At 56.6% G+C, this 17,510-nt stretch carries 19 protein-coding genes; 7 read left to right on the forward strand and 12 right to left on the reverse strand.

What is annotated here, in order from left to right:
• Window positions 1-136 precede the first annotated feature (136 nt).
• The gene (locus Q0915_RS09655; RefSeq protein ID WP_299470779.1) at window positions 137-937 is read left to right on the forward strand and encodes a creatininase family protein; all 801 of its coding nucleotides are present in this window, start codon (window positions 137-139) and stop codon (window positions 935-937) included.
• A gap of 4 nt (window positions 938-941) precedes the next feature.
• Here Q0915_RS09655 and Q0915_RS09660 read toward each other — a convergent pair whose 3' ends face one another.
• Window positions 942-1,889 (reverse strand): LysR family transcriptional regulator, encoded by a 948-nt coding sequence (locus Q0915_RS09660; RefSeq protein WP_299470781.1) that lies wholly within the window; start codon window positions 1,887-1,889, stop codon window positions 942-944.
• Window positions 1,890-2,060: 171 nt separating this feature from the next.
• On the opposite strand from Q0915_RS09660, the gene Q0915_RS09665 reads away from it, so the two are divergent.
• The 6 genes from Q0915_RS09665 (at window position 2,061) to Q0915_RS09690 (ending at window position 8,202) form a co-directional block, all read left to right on the forward strand.
• Window positions 2,061-3,071 carry an ABC transporter substrate-binding protein gene (locus Q0915_RS09665; RefSeq protein ID WP_299470783.1) on the forward strand — a complete coding sequence of 337 codons (1,011 nt, stop codon included), beginning with the start codon at window positions 2,061-2,063 and terminating at the stop codon, window positions 3,069-3,071.
• Window positions 3,072-3,179: 108 nt separating this feature from the next.
• Entirely contained in the window at window positions 3,180-3,983 is an 804-nt protein-coding gene (locus Q0915_RS09670) for an ABC transporter ATP-binding protein (RefSeq protein WP_299470785.1), read from the forward strand.
• Between the two features lie 2 nt (window positions 3,984-3,985).
• Window positions 3,986-4,903 carry an ABC transporter permease gene (locus tag Q0915_RS09675; RefSeq protein ID WP_299470787.1) on the forward strand — a complete coding sequence of 306 codons (918 nt, stop codon included), beginning with the start codon at window positions 3,986-3,988 and terminating at the stop codon, window positions 4,901-4,903.
• 2 nt (window positions 4,904-4,905) lie between these two features.
• A complete protein-coding gene (locus Q0915_RS09680) occupies window positions 4,906-6,207 on the forward strand; it encodes a cytosine deaminase (protein ID WP_299470789.1) in 1,302 nt (433 codons plus the stop codon).
• 2 nt (window positions 6,208-6,209) lie between these two features.
• Window positions 6,210-7,616, forward strand: a complete 1,407-nt coding sequence (locus tag Q0915_RS09685; RefSeq protein ID WP_299470791.1) for an FAD-binding oxidoreductase — start codon at window positions 6,210-6,212, stop codon at window positions 7,614-7,616.
• Window positions 7,617-7,620: 4 nt separating this feature from the next.
• Window positions 7,621-8,202 (forward strand): NAD(P)H-dependent oxidoreductase, encoded by a 582-nt coding sequence (locus Q0915_RS09690; protein WP_299470793.1) that lies wholly within the window; start codon window positions 7,621-7,623, stop codon window positions 8,200-8,202.
• 48 nt (window positions 8,203-8,250) lie between these two features.
• Here the strand turns inward: Q0915_RS09690 and Q0915_RS09695 are convergent, their stop codons facing one another.
• The 11 genes from Q0915_RS09695 to Q0915_RS09745 all read right to left on the reverse strand — a co-directional run bounded on the left by Q0915_RS09695 (window position 8,251) and on the right by Q0915_RS09745 (window position 17,504).
• The gene (locus Q0915_RS09695) at window positions 8,251-8,655 is read right to left on the reverse strand and encodes a Rid family hydrolase (RefSeq protein WP_299470794.1); all 405 of its coding nucleotides are present in this window, start codon (window positions 8,653-8,655) and stop codon (window positions 8,251-8,253) included.
• A 63-nt stretch (window positions 8,656-8,718) separates the two neighbouring features.
• Window positions 8,719-9,105 (reverse strand): oxalurate catabolism protein HpxZ, encoded by a 387-nt coding sequence (gene hpxZ, locus Q0915_RS09700; RefSeq protein WP_299470795.1) that lies wholly within the window; start codon window positions 9,103-9,105, stop codon window positions 8,719-8,721.
• Window positions 9,105-9,875: a 5-formyltetrahydrofolate cyclo-ligase gene (locus tag Q0915_RS09705; RefSeq protein WP_299470797.1), complete on the reverse strand. Its 771-nt coding sequence runs from the start codon at window positions 9,873-9,875 to the stop codon at window positions 9,105-9,107. The genes hpxZ and Q0915_RS09705 overlap by 1 nt, the downstream gene beginning before the upstream one ends.
• Window positions 9,876-9,885: 10 nt before the next feature.
• Window positions 9,886-11,304 carry an AtzE family amidohydrolase gene (locus Q0915_RS09710; protein ID WP_299470799.1) on the reverse strand — a complete coding sequence of 473 codons (1,419 nt, stop codon included), beginning with the start codon at window positions 11,302-11,304 and terminating at the stop codon, window positions 9,886-9,888.
• The gene (locus Q0915_RS09715) at window positions 11,301-11,486 is read right to left on the reverse strand and encodes a DUF4089 domain-containing protein (protein WP_299470801.1); all 186 of its coding nucleotides are present in this window, start codon (window positions 11,484-11,486) and stop codon (window positions 11,301-11,303) included. The genes Q0915_RS09710 and Q0915_RS09715 overlap by 4 nt, the downstream gene beginning before the upstream one ends.
• 12 nt (window positions 11,487-11,498) lie before the next feature.
• Window positions 11,499-12,164 carry an isochorismatase family cysteine hydrolase gene (locus Q0915_RS09720; RefSeq protein WP_299470803.1) on the reverse strand — a complete coding sequence of 222 codons (666 nt, stop codon included), beginning with the start codon at window positions 12,162-12,164 and terminating at the stop codon, window positions 11,499-11,501.
• Window positions 12,164-13,705, reverse strand: coding sequence for an ABC transporter ATP-binding protein (locus Q0915_RS09725; RefSeq protein WP_299470805.1), 1,542 nt, complete (start codon window positions 13,703-13,705; stop codon window positions 12,164-12,166). Before Q0915_RS09725 ends, Q0915_RS09720 begins: the two co-directional genes overlap by 1 nt.
• Window positions 13,702-14,433 carry an isochorismatase family cysteine hydrolase gene (locus Q0915_RS09730; protein ID WP_299470807.1) on the reverse strand — a complete coding sequence of 244 codons (732 nt, stop codon included), beginning with the start codon at window positions 14,431-14,433 and terminating at the stop codon, window positions 13,702-13,704. The genes Q0915_RS09725 and Q0915_RS09730 overlap by 4 nt, the downstream gene beginning before the upstream one ends.
• Window positions 14,434-14,438: 5 nt before the next feature.
• Complete coding sequence (locus Q0915_RS09735; protein ID WP_299470809.1) at window positions 14,439-15,458, reverse strand: formamidase; 1,020 nt, start codon at window positions 15,456-15,458, stop codon at window positions 14,439-14,441.
• 10 nt (window positions 15,459-15,468) lie between these two features.
• Complete coding sequence (locus Q0915_RS09740) at window positions 15,469-16,392, reverse strand: ABC transporter permease (protein WP_299470811.1); 924 nt, start codon at window positions 16,390-16,392, stop codon at window positions 15,469-15,471.
• Entirely contained in the window at window positions 16,389-17,504 is a 1,116-nt protein-coding gene (locus Q0915_RS09745; RefSeq protein ID WP_299470813.1) for an ABC transporter permease, read from the reverse strand. The genes Q0915_RS09740 and Q0915_RS09745 overlap by 4 nt, the downstream gene beginning before the upstream one ends.
• Window positions 17,505-17,510: the final 6 nt, after the last annotated feature.

The following is a 17,510-nucleotide window of genomic DNA, read 5'->3' on the forward strand; positions in this document are numbered from 1 at the left end:
ATTTGCGTTTCACGCCGGTGCTGTTTTCACCGTCCGCAAAAAGGCAGCAAGCCGCAGACATAATGATGCTTCTCATGCTGCGCTGATTTTTCTACCCCATCTTAGATGATAGCAGCGCCAGTTAGAGGATACTCGGATGGCAAAGTGGTTTTACTGGAACGAGCTGAACACCGCCGACTTTGCAGATCTTGATCCCGAGCGTGTGATCGCGGTTCTGCCAACTGCATCCACGGAACAGCATGGACCGCATCTGCCGATCGCGACAGATGTCGCCATCGCCACGGGGATGCTGGACGAGACGCGCCGGCAATTGCCTGATGACCTGGATGTTCTCGTGTTGCCCGTTCAGGAAATCGGCAAGGCGAACGAACACAAATACGGTCCCGGCACATTGTCCCTCGGCGCGGAGTTGCTGATCCCCTCCTGGACGGCCATCGGCCAGAAAGTCTGCGAGGCTGGCGTCCGCAAACTTGTGATCGTCAATTCGCACGGTGGCAACACGGATATTATCAGCATCGTCTCACGTGAACTGCGCGTGCGGTATGACATGGCCGTCCTCGTCACACACTGGAGCAGGTTCGGGCATCCCGAAGGCATGATATCGGATCACGAAGCCAAGTTCGGGATCCATGGCGGCGACGTCGAAACATCACTCATGCTGCACTTCCGTCCCGATCTTGTGCGGATGGAGAAAGCCGAGAACTTCAGATCCAAGGCAGAGGACATGCGCGCGGCTTCAAAATACATTCAGCCCACACCGCCGCATGCGCTTGCCTGGATTGCGCACGACCTGAACCCGGCAGGTGTTGTCGGCGACGCTTCAAATGGAACTGCCGAAAAAGGCGCGAAGATCTGCACACATCAGGTAGGCGGTTTCATTGAGATGCTGCGTGATTTCACCGTCTATCCGCTCTCAAATCTTTACCGGCCGGAATGACCTTTCATCGTTCTGCGGGCAGACTGCCGTCGTTCTTGAGGTCCGAAACCAAAGAAACCAGTTCACCCAACAGAAATTCGACGAAAAGGTTCGTGGCAGCATCCATGGACGCCCTTGCCCTTGTGAACAATTTCATGGGTTGATGATGGGTTTTCATGGCTGCGAGCGGGCGGAAAACCAGCTCGCCGCGCCGGCACTCCTCAACCACATCAAGAGGATTGAGCAGGCTTATGCCAATCCCGCGCCGCACCAGTTGACGCACCGTCTCGGACGAATTGGTCTCCAGCACCGGCTCGACAGGTACCGGAATGGAAGACAGCACAAGGTTGATGACGTCCCTGAGGCTCGTGCCTGACTGCGCAAGAACCATGCGTTCTTGAACAAGATCCGTGAGCTCGATGGGTCCGGTTTCCTGCGCAAGCTTATGCCCAGGCGGGACGACGGCACCTATTGGAATGTCGAATGTAGCCAGCGTACGGATACCGGGCATGGCGGCTATGTTGAAGCCAAGGCCGATATCAACATCGCCTGTCAGAACGGGATTGACTGTGGTCGTGCCGCCGTCGCTGCGCAGTTTGATATGAACGCGCGGGTTCTTTTCGATGAACTTTCCAATGATTTCCGGAAGCGGACCAGAGGCAAGTCCGACCGTCGTTACCAGCGAGACCTGTCCAGCCTGAGGTACTTTAAGGGCTCTAATGCGGGTTTCCAGTTTCCCAAAATCCTTCAGGACTTCGCGAATGTGTTCTATGCAGAGTTCACCAGCAGCTGTCAGGCGCAGGCCACGTGGCAATCGCTCGAACAGGGGCACACCGAATTCTTCTTCCAGCGCAAGGATTTGACGGTTTATCGCGGAAGAAGACACATTCAGCCGGTCCGCAGCTTTGCGGATGGATCCGGAACGCGCGATCTCATCAAGATACTGAAGCTTTCTAGAATGAAGCTGCGCCAAACGTTGCCTCCTTTATGTGCATGAGGCACAAATAAACATCAGAAATTCCAGCGATGACTATTAGGCATCGCTGCATGCGAATTTTGATGCTTTTCAACGCGCACTTCAAGCGCTCAAATATTTTCGAAAATCTGCGTTTTCTCGGCAACGCACGCCAATGGAGGGTATGATATGACCGTTTTTTCGTCTGCAAAGACACTACTTGCGACTGTTCTGTTCACCGGAATCGCAGCTCCTCATGCGATTGCGCTCGATGAGGTGACGTATGGAACGAACTGGTTGGCGCAGGCAGAACACGGCGGCTTCTACCAGGCCGTGGCCGATGGCACATATGAGAAATATGGTCTGAAAGTCACGATTGCTCCGGGCGGGCCGCAATCTGCCAATGATGCCCTGCTGATTTCAGGCAAGATTGATTTCTACATGGGCGGAACACTGAAGGGGTTCGACTATGTGAAGGAAGGCATTCCCTTCATCAATGTCGCGAGCATGTTTCAGAAGGACCCGCAGATCCTGACAGCACATCCGGATCAGGGGATTGAGAAGTTTACTGACCTGACAAAACTTGAAACCATCTACATGGGCAAAGATGGCTACATCACTTACTTCGAGTGGATGAAGAAGAATTTCGACGGCTTTTCCGACGCGCAGTTCAAGCCCTACACTTTCAATCCCGCCCCATTCATCGTGGACCCAAAGTCGGGGCAGCAGGGTTATCTGACCTCTGAGCCCTACGAGATCGAGAAACAGGCGGGATGGGCTCCGAAGGTGTTCCTGCTGGCCGATGAAGGCTGGACGCCTTACTCAACCATGATCACGACATCCAAATCGCTTGTAGATGAAAATCCGGATCTCGTTCAGCGCTTCGTCGATGCGTCGATCGAAGGCTGGTACAACTATCTTTATGGCGACAATGCTGCCGCGAATGAGTTGATCAAAAAAGACAACCCCGAGATGACCGACGGGCAGTTGGCCTATTCCCTCGCCAAGATGAAGGAATACGGCATCGTGGATTCAGGCGACACCCTTGAGAAGGGTATCGGTTGCATGACCGACGATCACTTCAAGGCGTTCTTTGATACGCTGGCATCCATTGACGTCGTGGATGCCTCTCTTGACTACAAACAGTCTTATACCGTTGACTTTGTCTGCAAAGGCGTCGGTCTCGACCTGAAGAAGTAGAAACAAGCAATTTCTGTCTGCCACCTCGCTCAAAAAGCGCGAGGTGGGAGCCTCCAATTTTCCGAGTTCAAAATGGTCATAGCCGAAGAAGGCAGCCAAGAAAAAAACATGCTTTCAGCGCGCGAACCAAGCACATCGCGCCCTCTTGTCGAAATGAAACATGTTTCGAAGGTTTTTTCCAACGGCACGGTCGCGCTGTCGGACATGTCGATGAGTGTCCGGCCCGGTGAGTTCATCAGCCTGCTGGGCCCGTCGGGTTGCGGAAAATCGACCGCGCTCAGAATCATCGCGGGACTGGGCGGAATTTCACAGGGCGAGCTCGACTGGCCGAGCCTCAGGATCAACGCGCGCGGACTACCGGATGGAGCTATCAGCTTTGTATTCCAGGAACCGACGCTCATGCCCTGGCAAACGGTGTTCGGCAATGTCTATCTTCCACTTAGGCTGAAGGGTATTTCCAAGAAAGCCGCTCGCGAGCGGATCACGGCGGCGCTTGAGAGCGTCGGTCTTGAGGAGTTCGATCAAGCGTATCCACGCGAATTGTCGGGTGGAATGAAAATGCGCGTCTCGATTGCGCGCGCCCTTGTGACAGAGCCGAAGCTTCTGCTCATGGACGAGCCTTTCGCAGCCCTTGACGAGATTACACGCCAAAAACTCAACGACGACGTCCTGAAGCTCTGGAAATCAACCGGCATCACGGTGGTATTCGTCACGCATTCCGTTTTTGAATCGGCCTATCTTGCAAACCGGATCGTCGTGATGAAAGCCCGCCCTGGACGCGTTCATGCAGACTTTCCACTTCACACCAGCCTGGATCGCGATGCCGGTTATCGGACCTCTGAAGAGTACCGCCTGGCTTGCTCGGAAGTATCCGCCAAACTCTCCGAAGCGATGGGAGGGGGCGAGCATTGACAATGACGAGCATCAAGGAGGATGAGGTTCATACAGACGGAGGCCTCGACTCCGACCCCGCCAAAAAAGAAGAGCCAAGAGAGTTCGCTTCAGGTCCGACACTGCCGACTAAGGAAAGTGCCGCTGCCGCCAAGCGGCGGGACCGGTTTTTCACGATCGTTATCCCGCTCTGTGTGATCGCCTGTCTGATCGTCGTGTGGCACGTGATGGTCAAGGTCAACGAAGTGCCGCACTACATTCTGCCCGGGCCTTCGCTGGTCGTGAATTCCCTTGTTTCCGACTGGCACATCCTGTTTCCCGCTCTTTTGGTCACGGCAAAGATCACGCTGATGTCTCTGGCTCTCGCCCTGCTTGGCGGTGGCGGAATGGCGATCCTGCTGGTCCAATCCCGCTGGATAGAAACAGCCCTTTATCCGATCATGGTGATCCTTCAGGTCACGCCGATCATTGCGATAGCGCCGCTCATTCTGATTTACGCTCCAACGACGCAAACAGCTTTGCTGATCTGCGCCTTCGTCGTCGCCTTTTTCCCGATCCTTTCAAACATGGTCCAGGGGCTTAAGAGCGTCGATCACAACCTGCTCAACCTGTTTGAACTTTATGGGGCATCGCGGTGGCAAACGCTTGTCTATCTCAAGCTGCCGTCCTGTCTGCCCTATTTCATGACGGGACTGAGGATCGGAGGCGGCCTTGCGCTCATCGCGGCGGTCGTTGCCGAGTTTGCGGCAGGGTCGGCAGGTGCGGGTTCAGGGCTCGCTTTCAGGCTGTTGGAGTCTCAGTTCCGGCTTAACATTTCCAGACTGTTCGCAGCGCTCTTCCTACTAGCCAGCCTTGGCGTTCTCATTTTTGCGATTACGTCCTTTATCTCCTGGTGGACGCTGCACCGCTGGCACGAGAGCAGCGTGAAACGGGAAAACTGATTGTGCTTAAATTTCCCAGTACCAGACGATTTTCTTTGCGCTCGGCGACCGTACCGATCGCGGTTACTGCTGGATTTGAGACGCCTTCGAAGGAAGGCCTCGGGTCTGCGGATCTCATCATTGCAGATGGCAGGATAGAAGCGGTGCTTCCCTCCGGGTCGGCACCTGACGATATCGAAGGAACCGACCTTCGGGATCGCATGGTGTGGCCGTGTTTCACCGACATGCACACGCATATCGACAAGGGACACATCTGGGACCGCGAACCCAACCCGACCGGTGACTTCGACGGCGCGCTGCAGGCCGTGCGGGCTGACAGGGAAGCCAACTGGCACGCGGATGATGTCGCTACGCGCATGGATTTCTCCCTGCGCTGCGCGTATGCCCACGGAACCAATCTCCTCCGCACTCATATCGATAGCCTGGCACCGCAACACAGGATTTCGTTTGAAGTCTTTTCCGACATGCGCGCGCGCTGGAAAGATCGCATCAGCCTGCAGGCCGTTGCCCTCTTTCCGATCGATGCCATTGATGACGAAGCCTATTTCGACGATCTGGTCGAAGTGGTTGCCGCCAGTGGCGGTTTGCTCGGCGGTGTAACGCACATCCTGCCGGATCTCGACCGCAGGCTTGACCGTCTCTTCCAGACTGCATCGGACAGAGGGCTCGATGTCGATCTCCATGTCGACGAGACCCAGGATGTCAACATCCTGACACTGGCTTCCATTGCCGAAGCCAAGATGCGCAACAGCTTCGAAGGTGCCGTTACTGTTGGACACTGTTGTTCGCTCGCGCGGCAAAGCGAAGACCGGGCGAATGCAACTATTGAAAAAGTGGCCGAAGCCGGGATTTCCATCGTCTCACTGCCAATGTGCAACATGTACCTTCAGGACCGGCATCCGGGCAGAACACCAAGGTCGCGCGGCGTTACACTCTTTCACGAACTCAAGGCCGCAGGCGTTCCCATCGCCGTTGCCTCGGACAACACCCGCGATCCGTTCTATGCCTATGGCGACCTGGATATGGTCGAAGTCTTTCGCGAGGCGGTCAGGATTGCGCATCTCGATCATCCGCTGGACGACACGGCAACAATCATCACCAGCCTTCCGGCGGACATTCTTCAGGCTCCTGAATTCGGCCGCATTCAAAAGGGTTCCACTGCCGATCTGGTTGTCTTCAATGCTCGAAACTGGAGCGAATTTCTTTCTCGTCCGCAGGCGGACCGCATCATTTTGCGGAATGGCATGGGCATCGACCGCTGCCTGCCGGACTATCGTGAACTTGACCCACTGATGAAAGGCTGACAATGGCCGATTACGAACAGATCAAGAGCGAACTTGATGGCGTGGCAGTGGAAGACAATCCGAAGCTCGTACAAGCCAAAAGCCGGGACTTTTACTGGTACTCGCCCGTGTTGAAGAGACAGCTCGACAATGTCACCGGCGATCTCCTTGTATCACCGAAGAACGAGGATGAGGTGATCAGGGTCCTGAAGACAGCATTCAGCCATGGTGTGCCAGTCACACCGCGCGGAACGGGCACCGGCAACTATGGTCAGGCCATGCCGCTCTCAGGGGGCATTGTCCTCGACATGTCCAAAATGGATGAGGTGAAGGAAATTGCACCGGGCCGCGTGGTGTGCGGACCGGGTGTCGTCATGGCAAAGCTCGACAAGCTGACCAAAGAGCATTCCGGCCAGGAACTGCGGTTTCACCCATCAACCGCACAGACGGCAACCATTGGCGGGTTCATTGCCGGCGGTTCGGGCGGCGTCGGCTCCGTGCACTGGGGCGGTCTGCGAGACCTCGGCAATATTCTGCGTCTACGTATCGTAACGATGGAAGCCGAACCACGTGTAATCGAACTTTCGACCTGGGACTTGCAGAAGGTCAGCCACGCCTACGGCACAAACGGCATCATTACGGAGGTCGAAATGCCCCTGACGACCGCCTATGGCTGGGTGGATGTCATAGTCGGCCACGAGACCTTCATGGATGCGGTCGTCTTTTCAGACAAGCTCGCGCGCAGCAACGGCCTTCTCCTGAAAGAAGTGGCACCTATCGCAGCGCCGATCCCTTTTGATTTTTTCACCCGCCACAAACCGTGGCTGAAGGAAGGTGAAGCCGTTACGGTGCTGATGGTGGCGCCGCAATCAATGTCTGCAGTCCTCGCTCTCGCCGAGCGTATGAAAGGCACAATCCGGTTTCGATCCGACGCAGTCGAAAGCATGAAGGGCATTCCGCATGTCTATGAGCTGGCCTGGAACCACACGACCCTTCGAGCGCTGAAGTTCGACAACTCTTTCACCTATCTGCAGACGCAATATCCCGGTCCGAACCATGTGGAACTCGTCCGGAAAACCACCAAGATGTTCCCTGGCGAAATCTTCGGACATCTTGAGTTCCTGCGTTTCGACGGTCAGGTCCAGTGCTCGGGACTGCCCTTGATCCGCTTTACGACTGAGGAGCGGCTGGATGAGATCATCCGGCTCCACGAGGAAAATGGCTGTCCGGTTTTCAATCCACACCGGTACACGCTGGAAGAAGGCGGCATGAAGCGCACCGACCAGGTTCAGCTCGATTTCAAAAAGGAAACCGATCCGAAAGGGCTGCTCAATCCTGGCAAGATGATTGCCTGGGATAACCCGGATTTCGACTTCAATTCGGGCGGCAACTACCTCTTCCCGGGCCTCCAGACCTTTGCCGAGGCATGAGGGCATGCGCGTCTTAGTACTTCATTCTCACCCGCAAGAGGCAAGCTTCGGTCGGGCGCTGTTCCACAAGACCTGCGAAAGTCTTGAAAAAGCCGGTCATCAGGTGGATCCCTGCAATCTCTACGAGGAAGGTTTCGACCCTGTGTTGTCCGCCCGTGACAGGGACATCTATCACACGGTTCCGGACAACAGAGAACTGGTCGACGGCTATTGCGAACGGCTTCTTGCTTGCGAAGCGCTGGTTATCTGTACCCCCGTCTGGAACTTCGGCTTTCCGGCGATCTTGAAGGGGTATTTCGACCGTGTCTGGTTGCCGGGCGTGTCCTTCGATCTGGAAAACGGCAAACTGACGCCCACCCTGCGGCATATTCAAAAGCTTGGCGCGGTCATGACATATGGCGGCAGCAGATGGCGTGCCTTGCTGGTTGGCGATCCCCCACGCAAGATCGTCAAAAGGGTCATCCGTGCGCAAATCAAACTGGGTGCACCAGTGAATTATCTGGCCCATTACGACATGAACAATTGTACGCCGGAAACAACATCCGCCTTCCTTCAGAAAGTGGGCGCGGAAATGGAAAAGTTTTAGGCCCGGCGCTGGTGAAGGTTGTTTCTGTGTTGGGATGGTCTGGACATTTCAAAAAACCTTGGCTGCCGTCACCTCTACCTCAACCAGAAACTCTTCGCGTGTAAAACCACTGACGATGAGCAGCGTGGAGACCGGTTTGATGGCACCGGTGTAGCGATCCCTGACGGCCATATAGGCCGGAAAATCTTCTCGTCTGGTCACAAATCCCGAGATACGGATCACGTCTTCAAAGCTCATGCCAGCTTCCGTCAAGATCGCGTCGACAGCCTGAAAACAGACTTCGGCCTGACCCGCCACATCCGGTGGTATCGTCTCGTCTGGTCGTATGCCGAGTTGCCCCGAGGTGACCAGCAGACTTGCCCCTGGAGGGACAAAGAGGCCGTGATTGTAGTTCCCGAAAGGAGCGCGCACGGAAGCTGGATTGAAGGTCTTCTTGTCCGATGAACCGGCCATGATTTCTGGAACTCTTAACTTGGGGCTATGGTCAAGCGGTTGTCGGCAAGGCGCTGACGCGGCTCATATTTCCTTGGAGATGATACTGACATGTGCGGCAACCACTTGCCAGCCTGCTTCCGATTTGACCCAGGTCTGCATTTGCCGCCCTGTCTTGCCTGGAGCGGTGTCTCGAAAGAACAGCGTCGAAGCCGTCGCAAAGGACGTGCCGTATGTTGTGATAACGGTGCGCTCGAGTGACCTTTGAAGATCCGCACCGTCTCTTGATGACCTGAAGGCGGCAATTTCCTTGTAGCCGTAGAGGTTTTCCCCCCCGCCATAGCGAATAGTTGTCGGAGCATCCAAAAACAATCGGTCCAGTGTCTCGACGTCATTGGTAACAAGTGCGGTCTCATACTCTTGAAAAACCGCTTCAACTTCGGCTTTTACCGATGCAATGTTGATTTCCATCAGTCGCCCTTCCCCGCTGTTTCGAGCCGATCGCGCAGTGTCGCGAGAAACGGAATATCCCGAAACTGATCCGGCTGCACTTCATCCCAGGCAACACCTTTTGGCTGGGTGAAAGTTGTGCCGGTTTCGATCAGCTCCGCCTCGGTCGCGATTGCGTGCAGCGCGCTGTCGTGGCGCATCATGACAAGCTCGCCATCGTCAACAACCTGCGATGAATGAACCGTTGTGGAAATCAGCGTTTCGGGTTTCAGTTTGGACAATTCGCGGAAGATCCCGAGTTCAAGATCGGCGAAACCACCGCCCTTCCCGGTCCTTGCTCCTGCCCTGGTGACCGCGACGCAACCGACGACGACAAAATCAAGCAACTCCATATCCTCAAATTCCACGGCCTCGCCATGTTCGACAAAGCCCTGCGAGGTTGCTGCCAGTTCGAACTGAATTCCCTTTTGGTGCAATTTGTCCGGATCAAGTCGTACGAAAGGGTACGGTTTCAACAGTTCAGGAACAGGGGCATAAACGATCTTTCCCTCATAAAGCGCCCGCAGCCGGACCGGGATCTGCGGCGGGTCAGGATTGCATTTCACGACCCGTGCCGCTTGCCACTGAGGGAGCCGGGCTAGGTTTCGCGCCGCAAGATCAGCGCCGGCAAAATTCGGGATGCAGCTGAAGGCTGGGCCGATGCTCGTTCGGCTGTCTTCCAACCCGGCCCAGATCTTCTGCCGGATCCTGTCCTTGTCCGCATTCCGGCCCGACCAGCGTGCATCGTCCATGTGCATCTCCTCAGGTGATTGGGGCATCAAGGGCCGCGACAGGCGCACTACAGACACCTGCTCGCTCAAGCTGGGTTGCGACCCGAAGTGCGAGATCCTCGCGCCACGCCGGTGCAATGACCTGAACGCCGATCGGCAGGGACGCCCCTTCAAGCCAAACGGGCACGGCCACAACCGGCAATCCGATAAACGAGATCGGCTGTGTAAAGAGACCGATGTTCGGACGCGCAGGCATTGTCTCCCCATCCAGCGTGATGGTTTTTGTTCCCGATGGAAGAGCGGAAAACGGGGTCGCTGGCGTCAGGATGACGTCGACATCCTGAAAGACACGCCGAATTTTTTCCCGGAACCAGCTCCGAAACCGTTGCGCCTGTTGAACCCAGACCGCAGGCACCATCGTTCCCGACAGGAACCTGTCGCGCGTATCGGGGTCGTAGTTCCAGGGGCGCTTGGTAATGCGGTCCAGATGAAGACTGGCGCCCTCGGCGACCGTTATCACATAAGCAGATGCACGAGCTCTGGCGGCTTCCGGAATGTCGATTTCAGTCGTCGCGCCAAGCGCTTGCGCAACTTTGTCGACAGCAGCAAACGCCTCCGGTTCGGTTTTTTGTCTAAAGTAGCCACCGGCAACGGCAATTCGAAGGCCATCAGTTCCTTTTTCAAGCTCCGGAAGCGTTACCAGGCTATCTCGTTCCGCCTGCGCGGGGTCAAACGGGTCAGGCCCTTGCAGGGCATCGAAGACAAGCGCCAGATCCATTGCGGAACGGGCCATCGGTCCGAGATGGTCGAGACTGCCAACGAACGGATAGGTTCCATAACGCGACAGGCGACCGTAGGTCGGTTTGAGGCCAAAGAGACCGCAAAAGGATGACGGCACGCGAATAGACCCGTTTGTGTCCGATCCAAGCGTTAAAGGCACCATTCCAGCGGCGACGGCGGCCCCTGAGCCCGATGAGGATCCACCACTCATGCGGCCAAGGTCGTGCGGATTGACACAGTTGCCGTCATGGAAATTTTCACCGGTAAAGTCATAGGCGTATTCGCCCATATTGAGCCCGCCCATCAACACCGCGCCCGCGCTTCGGAGCTTTCGAACAAGCGTGGCGTCTACCGCCGCGGGTGCGTTCTCACGGTTGATCTTTGAGCCCGCACGGGTGACGACACCTTCAATGTCAAACAGGTTCTTGACCGCAAACGGTACACCGGCAAGGGGAAGTTCTTCTCCTTTTGCAACGGCAGCATCGACCTCTTCCGCCTCGGCCGTTGCTCTTTGGGCGGTGACATCGGTAAAGGCGTTGACGGCCGGGTTCAGGGCTTCAATCCTTGCCAGCGACGCCTCAACGACCTCCTTGGCTCGAAGGGTACCTGTTCCGACTGACGAAGCGATTTCCGACACAGTCAGCGCGGGTGAAGGCGTGCCCACGCTCATGCTTCAAACACCGGTGCTGCCTCAATGTCTTCCTCAATCGGGAAAGACAGGACGAGCTCTGCGGCCTTTTGCGTTGCGGCTATATGGGCTTCAACGACCGGACGCCAGTCTTCTTCAAGTGTCAAACCCATGACAACTTCCATGTGCGCCACATGCGCCTTTGCGTCGAATTTTCCGCTCATGCCACCCCCGGTCTATTGATTGATCGCCGTTTCGAAAGACGCCAATGGCGTGGTCCAACCCACTATTCCGCCTTGTGCCCGTATCATCTCGAGCGTCGCAGCCTTGAACTCCGGAAAATAACTCTCGGTTGCCTCTTCGATCAAAAGACAATCGTAGCCCCGGTCGTTTGCTTCCCGCATGGTGGTTTGAACACAGACTTCGGTCGTGACCCCGGCGAAAATCAGGCTGTTTGCACCAAGCGTCTTGAGCACATCGCCCAAAGACGTTGCATAAAACGCTCCCTTGCCGGGCTTGTCGATGACCGTTTCACCGTCGACGGGCGCACATTCCGGAACAATCTCCGCACCGGGCTCACCCCGGATAAGTATCCTGCCCATCGGCCCTTCGTCGCCAATGCGCAGAGACGGCTCGCCTCGTTCGCGTTTCGCCGGCGGGCAGTCGCTCAGATCCCCGGCATGGTTTTCCCGTGTGTGGATGACAGGCCAGCCTCTTTCCCGAAAAAGCTGGAGCAGCTTTCTTGTCGGGCCAATCGCACGCTGCATGTGAGACACATCGTTGCCAAGAGTTTCCCCAAATCCGCCCGGCTCAATGAAATCGCGTTGCATATCGATCACGACCAGCGCGGTTCGCACGGGATCGAATTTGAACGCAAAGGGTGCCGCCTCGACTTCGATCATCAATGATGTCCCGCCATGGCATGCCCGATCGTTGCCCTGTCCGTCTCCGCCATCGGAGACTGGTATGTGATCCGCCCTTCAGACATCACGGCAACTGTGTCCGCAAGTTCGAGGATTTCATCGAGATCTTCCGACACCAGGAGCACGGCCGCTCCCTTGTTCCGCTGATCCATGATCTGTGCCCGGATCTCGGCAACGGACGCAAAATCCAATCCGAAGCAGGGGTTCGCGACGATCAGAATATCCACCTCGCCGGAGAGTTCCCTGGCAAGAATGGCCCGCTGGACATTCCCGCCTGAAAGATTCTCGATCGGTTCTTCCGTGGAAGGCGTCTTGACCCGATAGGCGGCAATAAGTTCCCGCGCCTGTTTGCGCATGGGCGGCGGCGAGAGCCAGCCCCTGAAAGGGGAAATGGGCGCCTTGTCGAATGTGCGAAACGCCATGTTCTCAGCAACGCTCATGCGCGGAACCGCAACATTCTTGAGCGGCTCTTCTGAAAAGCCGAACACCTTGAACATGTCCATCTGGCCACGCTCGGGCTCGTAGGGCTTTTTGTCGACAAAAATTCGCCCGTCGTTGAGGGTGCGCTGTCCGGACAGCACCTCAATAAGCTCCGACTGCCCGTTTCCGGAGACGCCGGCGATGCCGAAAATCTCTCCTTCGTGGATTTTCAGACTGATCGCCTCGATGGCGGGAAGTTCTTCATCATCATCCGAGAAGAGACCGGCCAGTTCCAGCTTGAGTTTCTTTTGCGTTTGCACGGTTCGTGTGGCGCTTTCCCTGATTTCCGTCTCGCCGATCATCATGCGGCTCATGTCTTCAACGGAAAGATCCTCCACCCGTCCGCTGCCAACCAGACGGCCCCGCCGCAGAACCGTTACGTCATCGGCATAAGCCGTGACCTCCCGAAACTTGTGCGTGATCATCAAGATGGTCAGCTCACCCGCTTCCGTCATGCCTCGCAACAGGCCCAGAACTTCGTCAGCCTCGTCAGGGGTCAGAACCGATGTCGGCTCATCCAAGATCAAGAAACGCTGGTCGAGATAAAGCTGCTTCAGAATTTCAAGCTTCTGTTTCTCTCCCGCAGACAGGCTGGAAACGGGCACTTCCAGCGGCACCTTGAACGGTGTTGTTTCCAGGAAAGCACCAAGAGCTTTTCGCTCCTTCTTCCAGTCTATGACTGTCGGCGTGTCCGCCCTTGCGATCACAAGATTTTCGGCGGCCGTCAGCGAAGGAACCAGCGTGAAATGTTGATAAACCATGCCAATTCCATGCGCATGTGCCGCGCGCGGATTGGGAACGCTGACTTCACTTTCGTTGACAAGCAAAGCACCGCCGGACGGCTGGTAGAACCCCATCATGCATTTGACCAGCGTGGACTTGCCCGCCCCATTTTCTCCCAGAAGAGCGTGAAACGAGCCCGGGGCGACCTTTATCGACACATCATCAAGTGCAGTTAGATTGCCGAACACTTTGGTCATACCAATGGTTTCGACGCTGATCGCCCGCTGACCCGGCGCTATGTCCTGCGCAACACTCATGCAGCGACCTCACCGGTGGCATGCAATCCCTTCAGTAGGGTATCGCTGTCGGCAACAGCGCCGAAGACCCCTCCCTGCATCGTTACCATTTTCAATGCCGCATCGTGGTTGTCGGCATCGGTTGCCCCGCAGCAATCTGAAAGGACAAGGCATTCAAAGCCACGGTCGTTGGCTTCGCGCATGGTCGTGTGCACGCACACGTCTGTCGTGATACCTGTCAGAACGAGGTTTTGAACGCCGCGCGTTCGCAGGAGCAACTCAAGATCCGTTGCATAGAAGGACCCCTTGCCAGGTTTGTCGATGATGGGTTCTCCCACTGCGGGCGCGAGTTCCGGAATAATCTCCCAGCCTGGCTCGCCTCTGACCAGGATCTTGCCGCACGGCCCAGGATCGCCGATGCCCGCGCCGATCCTTTGGGAGCGCCAGCGCTTGTTGGCCGGCAGATCGGCCAGGTCAGGCCTGTGGCCTTCCCGGGTGTGAATGATGTGATAGCCGCTATCGCGCATGGTTTTAAGCACGCGGCTTATCGGCTCAATCGGCGCTCTGGTCATGCTGATGTCGTAGCCCATGCTGTCGACGTAACCGCCTTTGCCGCAGAAATCCGTCTGCATGTCGATGATGATCAGAGCCGTGTTCTCCGGCCTGAGATCGCCGTTATAGGGCCAGGAATAGGGATTGGCTGCGACCGGGCCTTCCGTGGTGCCAGCAATTGTTGTTGCTAATTGCATGGACCTCACTCCGCAGCATCGCTCATGGCTTCTTCGCCATAAACGCGCTCTGGTGCTTCGAAGCCGCAGGAGGTGCCGTCTGTGTGAACGACCTCGGCCTCCCAAGGCAACCGGTATTTTCCTGCCGCCAGATCCGTCATGTAGGTATACGGGCAATCCTGTGCACCGCCCTTCACAGCCACATAACCACGGTGGCCGAACTGGTAGATGTTGTTCTCAACGCCCCAGTTGATGCGTGCTTCGCGCACAAGGTCGGGGCGCACCTCCGCCGTGATGATCTCATTTGCCCGACCGCTTTGCCCGTGTGCGATGATCGTGCCGTCGAAGTTGACGATCATGCCCTCGCCCATGCTGTCGAACGTACCGTCCGTACCGCACATGCAAACATTCGCGGTGACCATGAGATTGCAGAAGGCATTGGACTGGTTGGTGAATTTCCAACTCTCGCGGATCGGCGCCGTATAACCCGCCGTGCGGATCATAATCTCCGCACCCTTATAGGCGCATTCGCGGGCCATCTCCGGAAACATGCCGTCGTGGCAAATGATCAGAGCGAGCTTGCAGCCCTTCGGGCCGTCTATCACCGGAATACCCTGGTCGCCAGGCTCCCAAGGCTCGACAGGTACCCAGGGATGCATCTTGCGATAATAGAGCTTCAGTTCGCCCTTGTTGTCGATCACCAGGCCCGAGTTATACGGCATACCACCCGGATTGAGCTCCATGATGGAGAAACAGCCCCAGATGTCGTTGTCGATACAGGCCTTCTTGAAGGCAGCGACCTCAGGCCCGTCAAGCGTACACATGATGTCGGGATTGGTGTCCATCGAGAGCCCGTGCAGGGCGTATTCTGGAAAGACGACCAGATCCATGGACGGCATGTTGCGCCGTGCCTTTTCGACCATGTCGACAATGACCCCAGTCTGGTGTGCCAGGTCCGCTTCGTTGACGACATTGGGCAGCTGCAATTGCACCATCCCGAGGACAACGCCATTCGGGGATTTGTTCAGTCCGCCAAGTCCGTTCATGCTGCCGCTCCTATTTTGTGATCGACAATTCGCCAGGGGCACCCTTCAGCGACCGCCGGGGTGACGTGCTCACGATCATGATGAGAAGGGTGAGAATGTATGGGGCGGCATTGAAGAAGTGATAGCCGCGCGAGATCCCGATGGATTGGAGTGCCGGACCAAGTGCTCCGGCTGCACCGAAAAGAAGTGCCGCCCAAAAACAAGCGAGCGGGTTCCAGCGGGCGAAAATCACCAGCGCCACCGCCATCAGCCCCTGGCCGGACGAAAGGCCTTCGGTCCAGCTACCGGGATAGTAGAGAGACAGAAACGAGCCGCCGATGCCGGCAAAAAATCCTCCGGCCATGGTCGACAACAGCCTGACCTTGTTGACATTCACGCCAAGCGCAAGAGCAGCTGGAGCACTGTCGCCGGTCGTTCGTATGATCAGGCCGTAGCGTGTGTTCTTCAGCGCCCACCACAGAAAGACTGCCAGGGCTAACCCGAGCAGGAACAGCGGATTGATTTCAAGCGCCTGCCGGATACCGGGATGATCGCTCCAGGCACCAAACGAAATCGCCGGCAGCCTTGGTGCGGAGGGCTGGATGTAGGCCTTGCCGAAAAAGAAGGCGAGCCCGGTGCCGAAAAGCATCAGCGAAATACCGATCGCTATATCGTTTACGCGTGGAAGCTTGCACAGATACCCGTGCAGCGCGCCGAAGGCGGAGCCGCAGATACCGGCTACCAAAACACCGAGCCAGGGCGATCCTGTATGGTAGGAAATGGCATATCCGGACATCGCCCCGAAAACCAGCGTCCCCTCCAGCCCAAGGTTTATCCTTCCGGATTTTTCCGTCAGCATTTCACCAAGACTGACGAACAGGAACGGCGTGGAAACACGGATGGCACCGGCAAACATGGCCAGAAGCACGGTCATCAGACCGGGATCGTCCGTCATGCCGCTTCTCCCTTGGGTCTGAATATCTGAAACCGGCCGTAGAATGTCTCGGATACGAGGATGATGATGAACAAAAGGCCCTGGAGCACCAGAACCGTGGCATCGGGAAGATCCATGCGCCGCTGGACAAGCCCACCGGAAGCGGCGATCCCACCCAGGAAGATGGCAACCGGCACGATCACCAGCGGGTTGTGCCGCGCAAGGAACGACACAAGGATCCCTGTGAAACCGTACCCGGCGATCAGCGACGCGTTGGCCTTGCCGTGAATGGCTGCAACTTCGAAAAATCCGGCAATACCTGCACAGGCTCCGGCGATCATGCAGGCAACCACCATCAGCTTGCCAACGGGTAGTCCATGCGCTTGCGCCGCCCGCAAATTGCCCCCCGCAATTTGCGCAGCAAAGCCGAAAGTGGTGCGGTTCATGACCAGAAACAGCGCAATACAAAGCAGAATGCCAACGAGCAGCCCCCAGTGAACATCCGTTCCCGGTATGGCGCCGATCATGTTTTCCGAGCCGATTGGCTTGGTCGAGGGTTTGTTCGGGTCAGACGGATCGCGCAGTGCGCCCTCGACGAAGAAGTTCAGGATCGAAACTGCAATATAGAACATCAGCAACGAAGCGATCGTTTCGTTGACACCCCGATAGTGCCGAAGTGCCCCGACCAGTCCGATCCACACTCCGCCTGCAATCGTTGCCGCCAGAAACATCGCCAGGAGCATCAAAAACGCAGGTGCCCAACCCACCATTGGTATGGCGATGGATGCGGCCGCAAAGCCGCCGAGTACCAGCGCCCCCTCGCCTCCAATGATAACAAGGCCAAGCCGTGCCGGAATTGCAACGCAAAGCGCGGTGAAGACCAGTGGCGCTGCTCGAACCAATGTGTTTTGCCAGGAAAAACTGGTTCCGAAACCACCACGCCAGACAAGGGAGAAAAATTCCAATGGCGACTTGCCGAGCGTTAGGAGAAAGGCTGAAAACAGCAGACCGGAAACGACTAACGCCAAAAGTGGAATGACAAAAAACTCAGAAGATCTGCGAAGACGGTCCACCAGTTCAAAGGACGTTCCGGATTGCATTCGAACGCCTGAGGTTTCCGTCGTATCCGCCATACCGGC

This window comes from uncultured Roseibium sp., from assembly GCF_947494555.1.
Lineage (GTDB): Bacteria > Pseudomonadota > Alphaproteobacteria > Rhizobiales > Stappiaceae > Roseibium.